Source organism: Massilia psychrophila (assembly GCF_002760665.1).
Classification (GTDB): domain Bacteria; phylum Pseudomonadota; class Gammaproteobacteria; order Burkholderiales; family Burkholderiaceae_D; genus JAFCUW01.
The window spans coordinates 1-18747 of sequence record NZ_PDOB01000044.1; the positions used below are offsets into that span (position 1 = coordinate 1).

Annotated in this window: 16 protein-coding genes; 5 read left to right on the forward strand and 11 right to left on the reverse strand. The window is 64.4% G+C overall.

From position 1 onward, the window contains the following. Positions 1-155: 155 nt before the first annotated feature. Positions 156-1949: an ABC transporter substrate-binding protein gene (locus CR103_RS19335; RefSeq protein ID WP_099917561.1), complete on the reverse strand. Its 1794-nt coding sequence runs from the start codon at positions 1947-1949 to the stop codon at positions 156-158. 194 nt (positions 1950-2143) lie between these two features. Here CR103_RS19335 and CR103_RS19340 point away from each other — a divergent pair, with 194 nt between their 5' ends. Genes CR103_RS19340 through bla form a run of 3 tightly spaced genes read left to right on the forward strand, consistent with a single transcriptional unit; the run spans position 2144 to position 5768 of the window. Next, on the forward strand, positions 2144-3382 hold the full coding sequence (locus CR103_RS19340; RefSeq protein WP_099917562.1) for a spore maturation protein: 1239 nt from the start codon (positions 2144-2146) through the stop codon (positions 3380-3382). Between the two features lie 14 nt (positions 3383-3396). After that, the gene (gene dacB / locus CR103_RS19345) at positions 3397-4908 is read left to right on the forward strand and encodes a D-alanyl-D-alanine carboxypeptidase/D-alanyl-D-alanine endopeptidase (RefSeq protein WP_099917563.1); all 1512 of its coding nucleotides are present in this window, start codon (positions 3397-3399) and stop codon (positions 4906-4908) included. Beyond that, the gene (gene bla / locus CR103_RS19350; RefSeq protein WP_099917564.1) at positions 4905-5768 is read left to right on the forward strand and encodes a class A beta-lactamase; all 864 of its coding nucleotides are present in this window, start codon (positions 4905-4907) and stop codon (positions 5766-5768) included. Before dacB ends, bla begins: the two co-directional genes overlap by 4 nt. A gap of 129 nt (positions 5769-5897) precedes the next feature. On the opposite strand, the gene CR103_RS19355 is transcribed toward bla, so the two are convergent. From CR103_RS19355 to CR103_RS19400, 10 genes are all read right to left on the reverse strand, one after another. Further along, positions 5898-6593 (reverse strand): dienelactone hydrolase family protein, encoded by a 696-nt coding sequence (locus CR103_RS19355; RefSeq protein ID WP_099917565.1) that lies wholly within the window; start codon positions 6591-6593, stop codon positions 5898-5900. 170 nt (positions 6594-6763) lie between these two features. Then, a complete protein-coding gene (locus CR103_RS19360) occupies positions 6764-7375 on the reverse strand; it encodes a M15 family metallopeptidase (protein ID WP_099917566.1) in 612 nt (203 codons plus the stop codon). An 11-nt stretch (positions 7376-7386) separates the two neighbouring features. Next, a complete protein-coding gene (locus tag CR103_RS19365; protein WP_099917567.1) occupies positions 7387-8280 on the reverse strand; it encodes a LysR family transcriptional regulator in 894 nt (297 codons plus the stop codon). A gap of 85 nt (positions 8281-8365) precedes the next feature. Beyond that, positions 8366-9163, reverse strand: coding sequence for an N-acetylmuramoyl-L-alanine amidase (locus CR103_RS19370; RefSeq protein WP_099917568.1), 798 nt, complete (start codon positions 9161-9163; stop codon positions 8366-8368). Between the two features lie 40 nt (positions 9164-9203). Further along, complete coding sequence (locus tag CR103_RS19375; RefSeq protein ID WP_099917569.1) at positions 9204-10139, reverse strand: BadF/BadG/BcrA/BcrD ATPase family protein; 936 nt, start codon at positions 10137-10139, stop codon at positions 9204-9206. Between the two features lie 68 nt (positions 10140-10207). Continuing rightward, positions 10208-11812 (reverse strand): glycoside hydrolase family 10-like protein, encoded by a 1605-nt coding sequence (locus tag CR103_RS19380; protein ID WP_099917570.1) that lies wholly within the window; start codon positions 11810-11812, stop codon positions 10208-10210. Continuing rightward, on the reverse strand, positions 11809-12099 hold the full coding sequence (locus CR103_RS19385) for a hypothetical protein (RefSeq protein ID WP_099917571.1): 291 nt from the start codon (positions 12097-12099) through the stop codon (positions 11809-11811). The genes CR103_RS19380 and CR103_RS19385 overlap by 4 nt, the downstream gene beginning before the upstream one ends. An 11-nt stretch (positions 12100-12110) precedes the next feature. Beyond that, positions 12111-13424, reverse strand: a complete 1314-nt coding sequence (locus CR103_RS19390) for an MFS transporter (protein WP_099917572.1) — start codon at positions 13422-13424, stop codon at positions 12111-12113. 40 nt (positions 13425-13464) lie between these two features. Then, complete coding sequence (locus CR103_RS19395; RefSeq protein ID WP_099917573.1) at positions 13465-14346, reverse strand: N-acetylmuramic acid 6-phosphate etherase; 882 nt, start codon at positions 14344-14346, stop codon at positions 13465-13467. A gap of 91 nt (positions 14347-14437) precedes the next feature. Further along, positions 14438-15178, reverse strand: a complete 741-nt coding sequence (locus CR103_RS19400; protein ID WP_099917574.1) for a GntR family transcriptional regulator — start codon at positions 15176-15178, stop codon at positions 14438-14440. Between the two features lie 199 nt (positions 15179-15377). Between CR103_RS19400 and CR103_RS19405 the strand changes: the two genes are divergently transcribed. Together CR103_RS19405 and CR103_RS19410 are read left to right on the forward strand one after the other, a co-directional pair. Next, the gene (locus CR103_RS19405; protein WP_099917575.1) at positions 15378-16766 is read left to right on the forward strand and encodes a serine hydrolase domain-containing protein; all 1389 of its coding nucleotides are present in this window, start codon (positions 15378-15380) and stop codon (positions 16764-16766) included. 137 nt (positions 16767-16903) lie between these two features. After that, the gene (locus CR103_RS19410) at positions 16904-18145 is read left to right on the forward strand and encodes a D-amino acid dehydrogenase (protein WP_099917576.1); all 1242 of its coding nucleotides are present in this window, start codon (positions 16904-16906) and stop codon (positions 18143-18145) included. Positions 18146-18747: the final 602 nt, after the last annotated feature.

The following is an 18747-nucleotide window of genomic DNA, read 5'->3' on the forward strand; positions in this document are numbered from 1 at the left end:
CCTTGTCGGTATCGGACAGTTGAGTCAAATCGGGACGGGGCGGCTTCGGTGGCATGGCGGGATGATGCGGCAAACCAGCATTGTTTACAACTGCTAATTGCGGGGTTTAGTGCGGCTGAATAGTTACCTTTTAGGAATGCATCGCTTTGCATTGCCTAATGGGCCATTCTACTGGCCCGTTGACGCCCTGCAAGGTCAACATCGAGATAACGCCAATTGGTGAATTCCACCGGGTGGCGCTTGTAGTTTTTAAGCCACGGATGACGCAGGTCGGCTGAAATCACATGGCTTAATGGCACCCATGGGTTGTACGCGTGGATCAGCTGGTTCATTTCACCGTACAGCTGCTGGCGCTGCGGCGAGTCGGCCAGCGCCCGGGCTTTTTCGTAGCGCTCGTTGTAGGCCGGCAAATTAAAGCGGGCGTAGTTGGCGCGCCCGGCGTTGGGACCGTACAGCAGCTGGTAAAAATTGTCGCCGTCAGGGAAGTCGGCAATCCAGTTACTTTCGAACATCATCACTTTGCCGAGCCTGGATGCCTTGATGATTTCGGTTTTCTTGTCGGTGGTAAACGTCACGCGCAGGCCGATGGCATTTAAATTCTTGCGCCACAACTCGTCGCGCAGCCGTCCGCCCGCGGTCGCTTCGCTGTGCATCGCCAAGGTCAGCGTCTGGTTGGCCGGGGTGCGCCGAAACCCGTCTGGGTCGCGCTGCCGGTAGCCAAAGCGGTCAAGCAGCGCGTTGGCCAGCGCCGGCTCGTAGGCGACCGGACTGCGGTAGGCCGGATCGTAGCCGAGCACGTTCGGCGGCAGCGGCGACTGCGCCTTGATCGCAAAACCCTTCTTCAGCAAGCCGATGTCTTCATCGCTGTTGTAGCCGAGCGATATCGCGCGCCGCAGCGCCACCTTGTCCTTGCCGTAGCCGCCCAGCACCGGGTCGTCCATGTTCATCCACATGTAATACGTCTGCATCACCGGGAAGCGGTTGAGCACCATGCCCTGGTCGACCAGCGCGGCTTTCAGCTTGCCGTCGGCAATCACCATGTCCGTCATCGATTCGGGCACCTGTTCGAGGTAATCGTAATCGCCGCCGAGAAAGCCGAGCATGCGGCCTTGAAACTCCTCGGCAATTTTTACTTCGACCCGGTCGACGATCGGCAAACGCTTGCCTTTCAGGGCATTGGCGACGGCCTGGTCGGCGGCATCAAGGCCGGGGACCGCATGGAACACGGCCGTCGAGTCGGGGTTGGCCACCAGCACGATCTTGTCGCTGTGCTGCCATTCCTTGACCATGAACGGACCGCTGCCGACCGGGTGGTTGCCGACCTGGCCGGGATAAGCGTCGATCACTTCGCGCGCGACCACCCCGCTTGCCGGAGTGGCAAGGTAAAACAAAAAATTGTTGTCAGGCGCCGACAGCTTGATGCGCAAGCTAAAACGGCCCTGCGCCTGCAGCCCCTCGATCACGGTGTCGTAACTAAAATTGTCGCGCAGCGCCTTGTCGCCGGCAATCTTGCCTTCGAACAGGCTCAGCCACGGCGATTTGAGCGCCGGGTCGTACAGCCGCTTGATGCTGTAGACGTAGTCGAGCGCCGTCACTTCGCGCTTGACGCCCTTGAACGCGGGATCGGGCGTAAAAAAGATGCCGGGACGGATCTGGAAGGTGTAGGTCAAGCCGCCATCGGCGACTGTCGGCATGCCGACCGTGGTGTTTTCGCGCAGCTTTACAGGTCGGGCCAGGTAATCGTAGCGTAGCAGCGGGTCGAACAGGTTCTCGAGCAGGCTGAGCGAGGCGACGTCGGAAGCGACCGCCGGATCGAGCCCGGTTTCGCTGGTCGACAGGAACAGGTGCAGCACTTTTACGCCAGTGCCGGCGGCGGCCACCGCAGCGTGGGCCGGGCCAAACCAGAGCGAGGCGAACAGGAGCACGGCGGCGGATTTGCTGGGTTTCATATTGGAAATTTGGGTTGGGCGATGGCTATTGCCGTGGCTATGATATGCGAGGCAGGAACGTTGCGCGTAAAAAATAGGAGGCGCGCCTGCATAACTTTTTTGCATAACGATAATGCATACTTTCATCATTTCGGGCCGTGCTGCGCCTATACTCTTGCTGCACAATCGTGCGTTTCCTCAAGAAAATAGTCAACATGGCATTAAATTACATCTGGTCCGGATTCTTCCTGGTAGGTTTTGTGGCGGCGCTGCTGCAGTGGCTGTTCCTCGGCGACACCGACATCTTCAAGCGCATCATCGACGGCACGTTCGAGTCGGCCAAGATGGGGGTGATGGACATCGCGCTGCCGCTGGCCGGCGTGATGACTTTATGGCTCGGCATCATGAACATCGGCGAGAAAGCCGGCGCTGTCGGCTGGCTGGCGAAAGTCATCTCGCCGTTCTTTTCGCACATCTTTCCAGGCGTGCCAAAGGACCACCCGGCGACCGGCCACATGGTGATGAATTTTTCCGCCAACCTGCTCGGCCTCGACAACGCGGCGACCCCGTTCGGGCTGAAGGCAATGGAAAGCCTGCAAACGCTCAACCCGACCAAGGACACCGCCAGCGACGCGCAGATCATGTTCCTGGTGATGCATACGTCGGGACTGACCTTGATCCCACTGGCCATCATGGCGCAACGCGCCATCCTCGGCGCCAAGGATCCGTCCGACATCTTTATTCCCTGCATGATCGCCACCTACGTCGCCACCGTCACCGGCATCATCGTGGTGTCGATCAAGCAGCGCATCAACCTGCTCAATCGGGTCGTGCTGACGTGGCTGGGCGGCATGACCGGCGCCATCGTACTGCTGATCTGGTATTTCACCAACGTCCTTACCCGGCCGCAGATCGAGCTGGTGTCGAAGGTAGCGAGCAACCTGATCCTGCTGTCGATCATCATCATTTTTATTGTCGGCGCCATGAAGAAAGGCGTCAACGTCTACGACGCTTTTATCGAAGGGGCCAAGGGCGGCATCACCACCTCGCTCACCATCATTCCCTACCTGGTCGGGATGCTGGTGGCGATCAGCGTGATCCGCAATTCCGGTGTGCTCGGTTTTATCGTCAGCGGCATGGAATGGATCTTGATCCAGCTCGGTTCGCCCACCGAATTCGTCCCGGCGCTGCCGACCGCGCTGATGAAGCCGCTCTCCGGCAGCGGCTCGAAGGCGATGATGATCGACGCCATGCAAACCTACGGCGTCGACTCTTTCGTCGGCCGGCTGGCGTGTATTTTCCAGGGCTCGGCCGACACCACGTTCTACATCGTCGCGCTGTATTTCGGCTCGGTCGGCATCCGCAAGACGCGCTATGCGATTTCGTGCGGCCTGATCGCCGATTTCGCCGGCATCGTCACCGCTATTTTCGTCGCCTATCTGTTTTTCGGATAATCCAGGGAAGCCCCATGTTCCGACGCATCGCCATCGCCGCCTTCCTCACCGCCTGGTTGCCGCTGGCCCAGGCCCAGAGTCCGGTCGACCTTCCCGGGCCGGTTGCCGCCAAGCTGGCCGCAGGCGGCATCGCGCAAGACGCGATCAGCGTGCTGGTGCTGCGCGGCGACACGACGGTGCTGTCCTACCTGGCCGACCGGCCGATGCAGCCGGCGTCGACGATGAAGCTGGTCACCACCCTGGTTGCACTGGAAACGCTGGGTCCGGTGTTTCGCGGCCGCACCGAACTGCGCAGCAGCGGCGACGTCGTCAGAGGCACGCTGAAAGGCGACCTGGTGCTGCGCGGCGGCGCCGACGCCGATTTTACCGGCGAAGTGCTGGAAAAAATGTTGCAAACCCTGCGCAACGGCGGCATCAACCGGATCGGCGGCAACCTGGTGCTCGACCGCTCGCTGTTCAGCCCGGCTAGATCCGACGTCGGCCTGGCGCCGTTCGACGAGGCGCCCGAGGCATACTACAACGTGATTCCCGACGCCCTGCTGGTCAACAAGAACATGCTGCAGATCGACATGCGCTCGACCGCAAACAAGCTGCAACTGGTGATGCAGCCGCCGCTCGAGAAGGTGAGCGTCACGTCCGACATGGTGCTGATCGACGCCGATTGCGCCAAGTGGGAAGACGGCTGGAAGCTGCCGCAAGCGACGCCCGGGCCGGGCCGCAGGATCACGGTCGTGCTGCACGGCAGCTTCCCGAAAAACTGCGCCAAAGGGTACAGCATCAACGTCGTCGACCGCCAGGATTACGTCGGCCGGCTGCTGCGCGCGACGTGGAAAAAAATCGGCGGCGCGGTCGACGGCGACGTCATCGAAGGCATGAGCGCGCCGGATTCGCGCCTGTTGGCCGAGCACGCCTCGCGCGCGCTGCCGGAAGTCATCCGCGACATCAACAAGCCGTCCGACAACGCCCTGGCGCGCACCGTCTTTCTCAGCCTGGGCAGCCTGGAAGCCGATCCGGTGCTGGGCAGCCGTCCCTTGACCTTCGCCACAAGCGACACCACGCAGGCGCGCGCCGACATGGCCGTGCGCAACTGGATGCGCCTGCAAGGGATCAACGATGCGGGCTTCGTGATCGAAAACGGCTCCGGCCTGTCGCGCCTGGAGCGCATCACGCCGGTGCAACTGGGCGCCTTGCTGAAGGCCGGCCAGCGCAGCGCCTGGGCGCCGGAGTTCCTGGCCAGCATGCCGATCGTCGCCGTCGACGGCACCATGCGGCGGCGCCTGAAGGACAGCCCGGCGGCCGGCCATGCGCGCATGAAGACCGGCGCGCTGTCGAACGTCGTCGCCATCGCCGGCTACGTGCGCGACGCGCTCGGCCAGCAATGCGTGGTGGTGGCGATGATCAACAGCGACCGGGTCGGCGACGGCAAGGGCCGCGCGGTGCTCGATACGCTGGTCGACTGGGTCGCGCGGCTGGGCAATGAAGCGACGCCAGCCGCGCCGGCAATCACATCGGTGCGGCCGCAATGACGTTTTCGCCGCAACGCCGCAGCCTGGTTCTGGCGGCATTGGTTGCGCCTGTCGCCGGCTGCGCGCTGGCAGCGCCGCGCAATGGCGCTTTTGCCCGCGACGTGGCAAAGATCGAAGCCGCATCCGGCGGACGGCTCGGCGTGGCCGCCTTCGACACCGGCCGGAACAGTCAGCTATCCTGGCGCGGCGACGAGCGCTTCCCGATGGCCAGCACTTTCAAGGTGCTGGCGGCGGCCAGCATACTGGCGCGTAAGCCGGGCCTGCTGGCCACCCGGATCCGTTATACGCAAGAAGACCTGGTGCCGTACGCGCCGGTCACCGAACGACACCTGGCCGACGGCATGACCAATGCCGAACTGTGCGCCGCCGCGGTCCAGGTCAGCGACAATCCCGCCGCCAACCTGTTGATGCGGCAAGTCGGCGGCCCGGCCGGCGTGACGGCGTATGCGCGTCTACTCGGCGACGCGATGTTTCGGCTCGATCGGTGGGAACCCGAATTGAACAGCGCAATCCCGGGCGATGCCCGCGACACGACGACGCCGCTGGCGATGATGCGCACCCTGCACAAGCTGGCATTGGGCGACGCGCTGGCGCCGCCGGCGCGCAAGCTGCTGGTCGACTGGATGCTGACCAGCACGACCGGCGCCGAAAGAATCCGCGCCGGCGTCCCGCATGACTGGAACGTGGCCGACAAGACCGGCAGCGGCGGCCACGGCACCACCAACACGATCGCCGTCATGTGGCCACCGGGACGCTCGCCGATCGTCATCGCGGTGTACTTCACGCAGTCGCCCAGGCAGCGCAACGATGTCGTGGCGGCAGCAGCGCGCGCGGTGAACGCAGCGTTTACAGCCGTTTAGCTCGCGGTCCCCCTAGACTTTTGTACCAGCAAAAGACAGACGGCGGGACGCTCAACTCAATGCGAATACCTATTTACGCATGTAATCGACTCATGGGTGGCGCGCGTACAGCGCTGTAACCTTGGCTGCTTACTTCAAGTGCCGCTCGAAAAACTCGGCGGTGCGGCCGTTGGCCAGCGCAGCGGCAGCGGCGTCGTAGTGGGTGCCGCGGTGGCGCGCGAAAGCGTGCATGCAGCCCGGATAGGTGAACACATGGGCCAGCGGATTATCGGCCAGCGCCGCCATGATCGCCGCTTGCGCCGGCGGCGGAATATATTCGTCTTCCTCGCCCAAATGAATCATCAACGGCGTCTTGATCTGGTCCGCTTCGTCGAGGTATTTCTGGGTGTCGCCGCCGTAATAGACGACCGATGCGTCGAAGCCGACGCGCGCCGTCGCCAGGTAGGTCATCAAGCCACCCAGGCAGAACCCCATGATGCCGACCCGGCCGTTCGCGCCCGGCAAGGCGCGCGCCGCCGCCATGGTTGCGGCGATGTCGGCGACGCCAGTGTCGCGATCAAAAGCGGCGTACAACGCCAATGCTTTTTTCATTTCCGCTTCGGTCTGGTCCGACATGTCGACGCCGGGTTCGAGCCGCCAGAACAGGTCGGGGCTGATCGCCAGGTAGCCCTGCGCGGCGAGTTCATCGCAGGTGTCGCGCAGGTCGAGGTTGACGCCGAAAATTTCCTGGATAACGACGATGGCAGGCGCCGGCAGCGTGTCGGGGCGCGCCACGTAGGCCTTAAAACTGCCGTCCGGGGTGTCGACGGTGATGTATTCGCTCATGCACTGCTCCTTGTGGTGTTTTCGATGGCTGGATCTGTTGTTCGCAAGACTAACACTTTGGAACACATAGCTGTCGTATTGGCGCCCGGCAGCGAAACGCCACGCTCGTTGTATGGTGGCATACTGTGCAAGTGCGTTGCAACTTAACCCTGCGTGAAATAAGCAGCCTGCTACAGCACCCTTCGAAACGTCCTCCGCACCACGTCGCGGTCGCCGCAATCGTAATGCCACCACTCCGTGCCGATGCCCTGGAAGCCAGCCTGGAACATGGCGTCCCTCAGCAGCTGGCGGTTGGCGATCTGCGCTTCGGTGATCTCGCCGCGCGCCAGCATCACGCGCTCCAGCGCCGGGTGCGAGCGCTCGGTGAGGTCGTCGAAGCCGGTGCCCATGTCGAGCTCGCGGCCTGCTTCGTCGAGGATCGTGATGTCGAGCGCCATGCCGAACGAGTGGATCGAGCCGCGCGCGGGATTGGCCAGGTACATCTGCAGCTCGGTGCCGGCCAGCGCATCCCACAGTTGCTGCTGCACCCGTTGCGGGCGCAGCGCGTCGAGCACCAGCGCAGTGGCGCCAGGGCGCGCCAGTTTCAGCCATGCCACCACGCGTTCGAGGGCTGCCGCGGCATCGCGGTGCAGCCAGGCGCAATCGAACGGCGAATACAAGTCGCGCCCGACGAAATTATTGTCGGTGGCGTAACGCAGGTCGACCACAATCCCGGCAACCGTCGACAGGTGGCGAAATTCAGGGCTGGTGGTAATTTCTTCGCTGGTAACCAGGTGCGTCATGTGAAAACGTCCTATCCGATACTGGCGCGCGCAACCGCGCCGATGCTGTTGGCCAGTTCGCGTGCGCCGTGCGACAGCGGCGAATGGCTGGCGGTAAGCAGATACAGTTGCACGGGAATCGAGGGCGCCCAGGCGCGCCGCTGCACCAGGCTGTCGACCGCCGAGGCGGCGGTGAACGGGTCGACCACGGCCATGCCGGCGCCGGCTTCGACCAGCGAACGGGCGATCTGGTACGTTTGCACGACGGTGTGGAAGATGGGCGTGACGCCTTCTTCTTCGCAGGCCGCCACCACCAGTTCGCCGAGCGGGTCGTTGTCGGCGTGGCCGATCAGTTCGCCGCTAAGGCCGTGCGCCGACACCGCCAGGGCGCACTCGGCGTCGCTCCAGCTGCCGGCCGGCGCGATCACCGTCATCACCCCTTGCGCGATCGGCTCCGCGACGATGCCGGGATGGCGCGGGTCCTGCAGCGACAGCGCCAGGTCGGCTTCGCCCAGGCGCAGCGCGGTGACGATTTCGCTGGTGTGGAAGGTGGCCAGCTCGCAGCGCGTGCGCGGGAAGTCCCTGCGCCAGGCCGACATTGCCGCCGGCAGTACGCTGATGGCGATAGTTGGCGTCGACACCAGGCGGATGGTTTCCACCGCCCGGCCCTTGAGGCTGGCGGCGAGGCGGCGGATGCCTTGCAGGTCGCGGTTGAGCTTTTCGGTTTCGACGAACAGGCGGTGCGCTTCCGGCTTCGGATACAGCTTGCCGCGCACGCGTTCGAACAAGGGCATGCCGAGCTGCAGTTCGGCATGCTGCAACACCTTGGTGACCGCCGGCTGGGAAATGTGCAATACCTGGGCGGCGCCGCTGATGGTGCCAACCTGCATGATGGCGTGGAAGACTTCTATGTGACGCAGGCGCATGGCGTGATCTCGTTTAAGTGGAAGTGGAAGCGCAAGATCACGCCCACTGCCCAGCATATAGGAAAAAATTCAGCGTGGCCGGCAATCAAGGCGCCTTGATTGCCGGCTTCGTCAGGACGTCCAGCAACGCCGCCGTCTCGGCGTCCGGCGTGCCGTCGATGATCGCCGGGCGGTATTTCATCTGGAACGAGATCAGCACATTTTTTGTGGCCGTATCGAGTTCGCCCGTTTGCGGCGTGGCGTAGCCGTGCTGCGCCAGCCGCTTCTGGAACCAGGCCACCTCCGGCAGCTGTGCATCGAACTGCGGGCGCACCGCCGTCACGCGCGCCGCATCGGGCCACGTCACCAGGCCCGCCTGCGCCAATTGAAACCATGGGAACATCGGCCCCGGGTCCTGCTTGCGGCCCGGCGCGATGTCGCTGTGGCCGATAATGTTGTCAATCGGAATTTGGTGCTTGGCGACGATCTGCTTGAGCAGCAGGATCAGCTGGTCGATCTGCGCCTGCGGGAACGGATACCAGGTGCGCACGCCGTCGGCGCCAACCGTAAAGCCCGGGTTGACGATCTCGATGCCGATCGAACTGCCGTTGAGCAGCGTGTAGTTTTTCCAGTGCGATACGCCGGCGTGGTTGGCCTGGCGCGTTTCGTCGACCAGATGGTAGGCGCGCGGCTCCAGTTCGTCCGTCAGCAGGTAGTGGGCGCTGACGGTCTGTTCGGTCAAAATCTTGATCGACTGCGCTAAATTGCTGACCGTGTAATGGATCACGACGAACTTGGCCCGGCTGCTCTGCGATTTGGCCGACAGCGAGGTGTCGATGCGCGGACCGGGGGCGGCGCAACCGGCGAGGAGGGCGATGAGGAGCGAGGCGAGCAGGGTTTTCATGGGTGTCGTAAAAATAAGTGTCGTTAAAATAAATGTAACTTCAGGCAACGGCCGGCGGTACGTCGTTGGCGGCAATGCGGGCCGCGGCGTAATGGGCATGGCCGACGACCTGGGTCAGCAGGGTGGCGGGCGGCAGCGCGGCCCGCATCGCGTCAACGATGATCGGATGCAGCGCCGATGCGCGCCCGGCCAGCACCACCGGGCGCTGGCCGAAGCGCGCCGTCAGCGCTGTGGCCAGCCGCGCCAGCTCATGGCCGGCGCAGGCAAGAATGTCGGCCGCGGCCGGGTCGGCGTCGGCGCTGGCGGCGACCGCCAGCGCCAATTTACCCACTTCGCCGCGCTCCTGGTTGTAGATGAACTGGCGCGAAAACGACCAGTCGCTGCCGCCGACATGGTCGAACACCGCGTGCGCCATCGGCGAACTTTGCCATGCGCCCGGGATTTCATCCTCCAGGCGCCAGATCCGGCGCAGCGCTTCGCGGGCGATCCAGAAGCCGCCACCGCCGTCGTCCAACACGACGCCGCGCCCGCCGGCGCGGTGGACATTGTTCTGTTCGTCGATCCAGGCGCCGATCGAGCCGGTGCCGGCGTACACCAGGTAGCCTTGTCCCGGGGCGAAGCTGTCGAGGTAGGCGATTTCAATGTCGTTGCACAGCGTGACGGTGCGCGAACCGAGTCCCAGCAGCTCGGACAGCCAGCGCGCAAGCTGCTCGCCGTCGCCGCCGAAACCGGTCAGGCCGGCGCGCACCCTGGCCGGGCGGCCGTGCCTGAGCACATCAAGCGCCAGCTGGCTGAAACTGGCGCGCACCGTCTGGCGGCCGCTAGCGCTGGCCATGTGCAGCGCCGACAGGCCGGCCACGTGGCCCTCGGCAACGACGGCGCCATCGCGCCCGGCCAGCGCCCAGCGCGTTTGCGTGCCGCCGGCGTCAATGCCGAGGCCAAGTGCGCTGTCCGGTTCGAATTCTAGATCCAACATGGGCTGTCCTGAATGTCTGGAGCGTCAACATGCGAAGACGTTATGGCCGCTGTCACCGTGTTACCACGTCACTTTGCCAGCACCGACAGCGGCGTGCTCTCGTTGCCGAGCCGGTCGACGGCATTGACGAACACCGCGCTGGCAGCGCCCAGTTTGGAATCGTCCGGCAGGCTCCAGTTGGCGCGCGACGCCGGCACCACCGCGAAGCGCCATTCGTTGCCGTAGCGCGACCAGATGGCGTAGTGCGCGTTGTCCTTGCCCGGCGCCAGTTTCAGCACCACGGCACCGGCTTCGCGCTTGGCCATGACAAGCGGCGCGCCAGGGGCCTCGCTGCCCAGCCATGGCGACGCCGGCACCAGCGCCTGCGAGGCGTACTGGCCGGCCAGGAGCTGGTCGCTGATGCCTTTGCGGTTTTGCATCAGCGCGGCCATGCTGAAATGGACGTGGCCGCTGGCGGCGGGGCGCGCGCGCGTGACGCTGATTTGCTGCAGGATCTCTTCCGGCGGAAAATCCTTGGTCGGCGCGCCGATGCGGCTGGTGAACAGCCCCGGCCAGATGTGGCGGCCCTTGCCGTTTTGCGCCACCCAGTAGTCGAGCAGCACCGGATAGGCCTGCGGCTTTGGCGCGATCGCCCAATACAGCTGGGGCGAGAGATAATCGAGCCAGCCGTTGGCGAGCCACAATTCGGCGTCGGCGTACAGCTTGTCGTACTGGCTGAAGCCGGCGATGCCGGCTGGGCGCAGCGCCGGCTTGCCCAGGCCAAACGGGCTGATGCCGAACAGCACCCAGCTTTTCTCGCGGTGGATGCCGGTGTACAGCGCCTCGATCAGGCGGTTGACGTTCTGGCGCCGCCACCCCGCGCGGTCGAGCTTGCCGCCGGCCGACAGGTAGCGCTGCCATGCCGGCTGGTCGGGAAAGTCGAGTTCCGGTTTTGCGGCGCCGTTGCTGCCGATAACGCCATTGCCGTCGAGCGCGGCCGCTTCGCCGGCCACGCCCGGCGCCTCGATCGGGTACGGATAAAAATAGTCGTCGATGTGCACGCCGTCGATGTCGTAGCGTTTCACCACGTCGAGCACGACGTCGAGCGTCTGTTTCGACGCCGCTTCCTCGGCCGGATCCATCCACAAGAATTTGCCGTAGCTTTTTACGGCGGCCGGATTCATTTTGGCGATGTGGTTGCTCGAAACGGGCGACTTGGCGCCCGAATGGCGCGCCCGGTACGGATTGAACCAGGCGTGCAGCTGCAAGCCGCGCGCGTGCGCCTCGGCGACCCAGAATGCCAGCGGGTCGTACGCCGGCTGCGGCGCGGCGCCTTGCGCGCCGGTGAGATATTCGGTCCACGGCTCCAGTTTCGACGGGTAGATCGCGTCGGCGCTCGGGCGCACCTGCAGCACCACCGCGTTCAGGTTCAGGCTTTTGGCGCGCTCGAGAATGGCGATCGCTTCGGCCCGCTGCTGGGCGCCGTTCAGGTTCGGCCTGGTCGGCCAGTCGATGTTGGCGACTGTCGACACCCAGGCGGCGCGAAACTCGCGCGGCGACGGCGGCGGCGCGCTGGCGGTGCCGCCGGCAACGACCACCGGCGTGGTCGGCTTGATCGTGGTGCAGCTGGTCATCAGGCCGGCCACTGTCAGCGCACCGGCCAAGCCTACAAGCGTGAGCGCGCGTTTTTTCATATCTGGCTGCAAAACAACTCCTTACGGTTACCTTGCCCGTCGTCCTCGCGCATGCGGGGGTCCCATTTCGTGGCGTCCTGGCGAAAATTGGATCCCCGCTTGCGCGAGGATGACGGTTTACAGATTATCGAATTGCTGAACATAAAAGCGTTAAACAGCAGAGCATAAAGCAAGGACGTATTGACTGGCGCAATCGGCAGATCGCGGATCGGCGCGGACAGCAGCTTGCCGAGCGAGAGCGCCATCGAGACGCCGCGCAAGGCGTACAGCGAGGTCCCCGGTTGCACTCATTTTTCGCTCATTTTTTTCCGAACTCCGGATCGATCTTCACCAGCGCGGCCATGATAAAGGCGGGAATCGTCATGAGGCAGACGTAAATAAAAAAGTTCTGGTAGCCGAGGTATTCCTGGATGCGGCCGCTGACCATCCCCGGCAGCATCATGCCGAGCGCCATCAGGCCGGTGCAGATGGCGTAATGGGCGGTCTTGTGGACGCCATCGGCCACCATGATCATGTACATCATCATGGCGGTGAAGCCGAAGCCGTAACCGAACTGCTCGATCGCCAGGCTGGCCGAGATCAGGTAAAAATTCTGCGGCTGCGCGCTGGCCAGGTAGACGAACACCAGGTCCGGGATGTGCACCGACAACACCATCAGCCACAGGCAGCGTTTCAGGCCGACGCGCGAAATCACGTAGCCGCCGAGCAGGCCGCCAAGCGTCAGCGCGAGCACGCCGACGGTGCTGTAGGCAACCCCGACCTGCGACGTCGTCATGCCCAGCCCGCCTTTGGCGACCGGATCCATCAGGAACGGCGCGGCCAGTTTCAGCAGCTGCGATTCACCCAGCCGGAACGTCAAAATGAAACCGAGGATCAGCCAGATGTCGCGCTGCCTGAAGAAGGCGCCGAAGGTGGCGAAAAATTCGCGCAGCGGGCCGGCGCTGGCGTTGTCCCCACTGTGAACTGGCTTGTCGTCGGCCGGACGCGGCAGCACGAAGTAATGGTACACGCACAGCGTCAGGAACATCGCGGCCAGCACGCAAAACACCACCGCCCAGGCAAAGTGGACGTCGCCGGTGCGCTCGGTGAGCTGGCCGGCCAGGTACACCAGGCCGCCCTGCCCGGCCAGCATGCCGAGCCGATAGAAAGTGGAGCGCACGCCGACGAAGGCGGCTTGCTGCTGCTGGCGCAGGCCGAGCATGTAAAAGCCGTCGGCGGCGATGTCATGGGTGGCAGAACTGAAGGCCATCAGCCACAGTACCGCCAGGCTGACCTGGAAAAACGATGGCAAATGAGTGGTCAGCGCGACCAGCCCGAGGGCGGCGCCGATCACCAGCTGCAGGCCGACGATCCACCAGCGCTTGGTGCGGAACATGTCGACAAAGGGCGACCAGAGCGGCTTGATTACCCACGGCAGATACAGCCAGCTGGTGTACAGCGCGATGTCGGTATTCGAGATGCCGTTGGCCTTGTACATGATCACCGACAGCATCATCACGACCACGTACGGAATGGCTTGGCCAAAATACAAGGACGGCACCCACAGCCATGGACTTTTTACTTGGCTGCTCAGTTGGCTACTTGGCTGGCTACTTATTTGCGCTTTTTGCATAAGACTTTCATGATCGCGCAGCACAGGGGTGGCTGCGCAATTATGCGGCGAGTGCCTGGCGTACGCTGCCGCGCGCCGCCTCGAGCAAGGCCCTGGCCTGGTCGATACTGGTTTTTTTGGACAGGGCCACGATGGCGACCTTGACGTGGAAATCGCATTGCCCGAGCGCCGCGCGGGCAACCGCTTCGCCGGCGCCGGTGGCGATCATCGTCAGGCGTACCGCGCGTAGCACCAATTTGGCGTTGGTCGGCTGCAAGTCTACCATCAGGTTGCCGTAAACCTTGTTCAATCGCACCATCAGGGCGCTGGAAAATGTGTTCAGCGCGATTTTCTGCGAGGTACCGGCCTTGAGCCGGGTGCTGCCCGAGATGATCTCGGAACCGGTGTCGAGCGTGACGCTGATATCGGCTTCGCCCGCCACCGGGGCGTCGACGTTGTTGGCAAAACCGACCGTCAGCGCGCCGGCGGCACGCGCCGCGCGCAAGGCGCCCAGCACGTACGGCGTGGCGCCGGAGGCGGCCAGCAGCAGCACCACGTCGTTCGGCGTCGGGTGGAGGGCGGCCAGGTCGGCCGCGCCCTGGGGCAGGTCGTCCTCGGCGCCTTCGACGGCGGCAAACATCGCCTTTCTGCCGCCGGCCAGCAGCGCCAGCGCGCGTTCTTGCGGCCAGGAGAAGGTCGGATACAATTCTACGCTGTCGAGCAGCCCAAGGCGCCCGGAAGTGCCGGCGCCGACATAAATCAGGCGCCCGCCCGCTTCGATGCGCGGCAAGGCGGCGGTGACGGCGGCGGCGATACGCGGCGCGGCGGCGCGCACCGCATTGACGGCCTGCCGCTGGTCGTCGACCAGCGCGTTGATCAACTCAGCGGTCGGATACTGGTCCAGCAGTGCATGTTCGAGGGAAGGTGCTTCAGTTTTTAACATCGCCGTCAGATAGTCGAATAAATGCTACCAGTGTAATACCAAGCTCGCCGCCGAATCCCATGAAAGGATCGGTCCGGGCCATTCCGAAAGGTTATGAAACGCGTCGCATCTCTGCCACAAAATCGTAGTGATCGCTGCGGCAGTAGGAATGGGTCAACTCGACCGCCTGGCCCGATTCGAGGTAGCCGATGCGGGTAATGAACAGCACCGCCCGGTTTTCCGGGATGCCGAGCTGGCTGGCCAGCAGCGCCGGCGCGTTCATCGCGCGGATGTGCTGCAGCGCCCGCACCGGCAAGTGGCCCGACTGCGCCAGGTGCTCGTAGAGCGAACCGCCGACGCTTTCAGGGCGCGGCAGCACGGTGGCCGGGATCACGCTCACTTCATACGCCATCACCACGTCGTCGGCCAGCCGCAGCCGCTCGAGCCGCGCCACCCGGGTGTGCGGCGCCAGGCCGAGGCTGAGCTGCTCGGCGGCGGCGGCCGCCACGATCGAGCGTTTGAGCCATTGCGAGCTGGGACGGTAGCCGCGCTGCAGCAACTGCTCCGAGAAGCTCGACAGGCTTGACAGCGGCTGCTCGATGCGCGGCGCGATGTAGTTGCCCGAGCCGCGGCGGCGCACCACCAGGCCCTGGCCAACCAGCTGGTCGATGGCCTTGCGCGCGGTCACCCGCGAGACGTCGAGCTGCTCGGACAGCAGCCGTTCGGACGGCAAGGCCTGGTCGACCTGGTAGCGCCCTTCCCGCACATCGGCGACCAGCTTGCGCGCCACCTGCATGTAGAGTGGGGAATTGTCGTTCAGGTCGGCCTTGAAATCGGTACTGGTATTGCTCATTGGTGTCTTTCGGTCGGTCGCGCGCTTGCCAGGTATTTTAGCCCGACTGGCGCGGCAGTTGTCGGCAAGCTGGGCTGGTATGTCGATATACCGAAAGGTTATGCTGCCCTCACTTCAATTGATTGGATGGCGCCGGAACGACGCCGTATGCTGCTATTCGACGCCCGCACAGACGGTAACGAACACGGGACCAACAAGCATGAAACAGCGCAGGCGGACATTGCTGGGACTGGCCTTGCTGGGCGCGACGAGCCAGCTGCTGCTGCGCGCGGCGCCGGCTGCTGGCGGCGACAGCGTCCTCGACGCCGAGCTGGCGGCCATCGCCGCCGATCCGGCCTGCCAATTGGCCAGCCTGTCGGTGTTGGCAATCCGCCACGGCAAGCTGCGCTACGAGCAGCAGTTCGGCCAGCGTCGTGCCGGTACCGGTGCCGGTAGCGGCCTGCCGGCCAACGTCCACACCTTGTACCGCATCGCCTCGATTTCGAAGATGATGACCACGCTCGGCCTGATGATGCTGGTCGAGCAAGCCAAGCTGGCGCTCGACGCCGACGCCGGCAACTACCTCGGTTTCGCGCTGCGCAATCCGCACTTCCCCGAACGCGCCATCACCCTGCGCCACCTGTTGACGCACACCTCCTCGCTGCGCGACGAGGCCGGCTATTCATGGCCGTGCGACACCGCGCTGTCGACTATCCTGGTGCCGGGCGCCGCCCGCTACGGCAAGGGCCAGATGTGGGCCGAGATGGGGACAAATAGTGCCGGCGCCGGCCCCGGTGATTATTTCACTTATTGCAACCTGAACTGGGGCGTGATCGGCACCATCATGGAGCGCGTCACGGGCGAGCGCTTCGACCGCCTGATGAAGCGCCTGCTGCTGACCCCGATGGGCCTGCATGGCGGCTACAACCCGTCCGAATTGACCAACGCCGACCTGGCCAACGTCGCCACCCTTTATCGCAAGCGCGCCGTCGACACCGAGGTGTGGGACGCCGCCGGAGCGTGGATCGCCCAGGCCGACGACTACAGCGAACGCGCGCCGCGGCCCCCGGCCGGCATTGCGTCGTACGTCGCCGGCACCAACGCCACCCCGTTCAGCCCGACCGGAGGATTGCGCATCTCGGCCCACGACATGGGCCAGGTGATGCTGATGCTGATGAACGAAGGCGTGCACCAGGGCCGCCGCCTGCTGAAACCGGCCACCATCGCCGCCATGTTCACGCCGCAGTGGACCCACGACGGCAGCGGCGGCAAGGACGGCAACGGCGACACCCACCACGGCCTGTTCAACTGCTGGGCCCTGGGCAACCAGCAGTTTCCCGATCGCGCCGGCATGCAGCTGGTCGAAGGCGGCGGCTTTTGCGCGGCCGGCCACCTGGGCGAAGCCTACGGCCTGAGGTCGCTCTTCGTGTTCGACGCCGCCGCCCGCAACGGCATGGTGGTGCTGGTGGGCGGCACCTCGGCCGACCCGGAAACCCGGCGCGGCGCCTATTCGCCGCTGGCGCGCTTCGAGGAGCGCACCTTGACGGCGCTATACCGGCGCACGATACAAAGTAAAGGCCAGAGTAAAGGCGAGGGCCAGATCGGCTGAAGCGGCATGCATCGATAAAAATTGAATTTTACCGGCCGCATGAATCGTGGTTATGGCCGCGCGATGCAGATTCATTGGCCCGAACCCGGGCCAGCCCCTAAGCTGGCCTACCGCGGACAACAATGATAGTGGATGGCATGCAGGAAGTAATCGTAATCGGCGGCGGCGTGATCGGACTGACGTCGGCGTGGTGGCTGCTGGAAGCTGGCTATGGCGTCACCCTGCTCGAGCGGAATGCCGTCGGCAGCGCCGCCAGCCTGCGCAACGGCGGCCAGCTGAGCTACCGCTATGTCGCGCCGCTGGCCGATGAGGGCGTGCCACTCAAAGCGCTGCAATGGTTGTTCGAGGAAAACGGCCCGCTGCGCTTTCGCCCCGAGGCCGACCTGCGCCAGTGGCGCTGGCTGACCCGCTTCCTCGTCAACTGCAACGCCGGCGCCAACAGCAAGACCACGGCCAGGCTGCTCGAACTGGGCGAACTGTCGCGCCGCGCGATGGCCGAACTCGAAGTGTTCCTGCCGCTGTACGAATTCGCCTGGCGCGATGCCGGCAAGATGGTGGTGTACCGCTCCAAAAAGGCATTCAACGCCGCCGCCGCCGCCAAGCCCGGCGCGGAAGAAGCGCGCGAAGTGCTGTCGCCGGCCGAATGCGTGGCGCGCGAGCCGGCGCTGGCAGCCGCGCTGCCGGTGCTGGCCGGCGGCATTTTCAATCGCGGCGAAGCGGTGGCCGACTGCCACGCGTTCTGCGTCGCGCTGGCCGCGCGCCTGGCCGCGCACCCGCGCTTTCAAGGCGTGGTCAACGGCGAAGCACGCCGCTTCATCACCGACATGGGCAAGGTCATCGGGCTCGACACCAGTGCCGGCATGCTCGGCGCCGATCATTACGTGCTGGCCGCCGGCATCCAGAGCCGCAGCCTGGCCGCCAGTGCCGGCATCTACCTGCCGCTGTATCCGCTCAAGGGCTACAGCCTGACCGCGCCGATCCGACCTACCGACTGCGCGCCGGAAATCTCGGTTACCGACGTCGAACGCAAGGTGCTGTACGCACGCATCGGCGACTCGCTGCGGGTGGCGGCGATGGTCGACATGGTCGGCGAAGACACCTCGATCGACGCCAGGCGCATCGCCGGCCTGACGCGCCAGGTGCGCGAGACGATGCCGCACGGCGCCGACTACAGCCGCATCACGCCGTGGGCCGGGCTGCGTCCGGCCACCCCCGGCAGCGCCCCGATCATCGGCGCCACGCACTACCCGAACCTGTGGCTCAACGTCGGCCAGGGCCCGCTCGGTTTCACTTTCGCGTGCGGCTCGGCCAAGCTGCTGGCCGGGTGCATGAAGGGTGGGGCGCCGCCGTTTGCGATGGATGGGCTGACGCTGCGCTGATTCGTCGTTCCTGCCACTGGCAGAAACAACTGTTCGCAAACGCGCGGAAACCCATTTTTCAGCGTGGCCACGAGCTTGGGCCGCTTGCCGAATATTAAATACTCGTCGAGAAATAAATGTGGGCACTGCGCGCAGCGACCAACACAGCAGCGCGCCGATTATGGCAGCTAACGTTCATATAATTTATTGCGCAAGAGAAATTTCAATAAATTTTGAGGGAGCTTGGATCCGGCTTTGTCGCATCGATTTTTTCGGCACGTCGCTCAATACGACATATGGAATGGTTATGGAAAAATGTCATCGCCTGTTGTCGTCAAGTTAAGCAAATTTTTCTTGATGCGACAGAACCGTTCCGATGATCCGGTCCGCCAGTTTCCCGTTGGCCTGCCTCGGCAGTTGACTGCCGAATGAAAACGCCATTGGCCATTGGTCATTGGCCGCTGGGGGCTGTCGACGCGCCCGCGTGCCCAAATTGCTGGACGAGATCGGGTCAGCGGCATGACCGGTGCGCCCGGCCGGTTGCAAGCATTGAAGCAGGGACGGTCGGTTATCGCACCTGAAGCTGTGCGCAAGTCGTGCTTCCTGGCTGGTGGCCGGCCCGC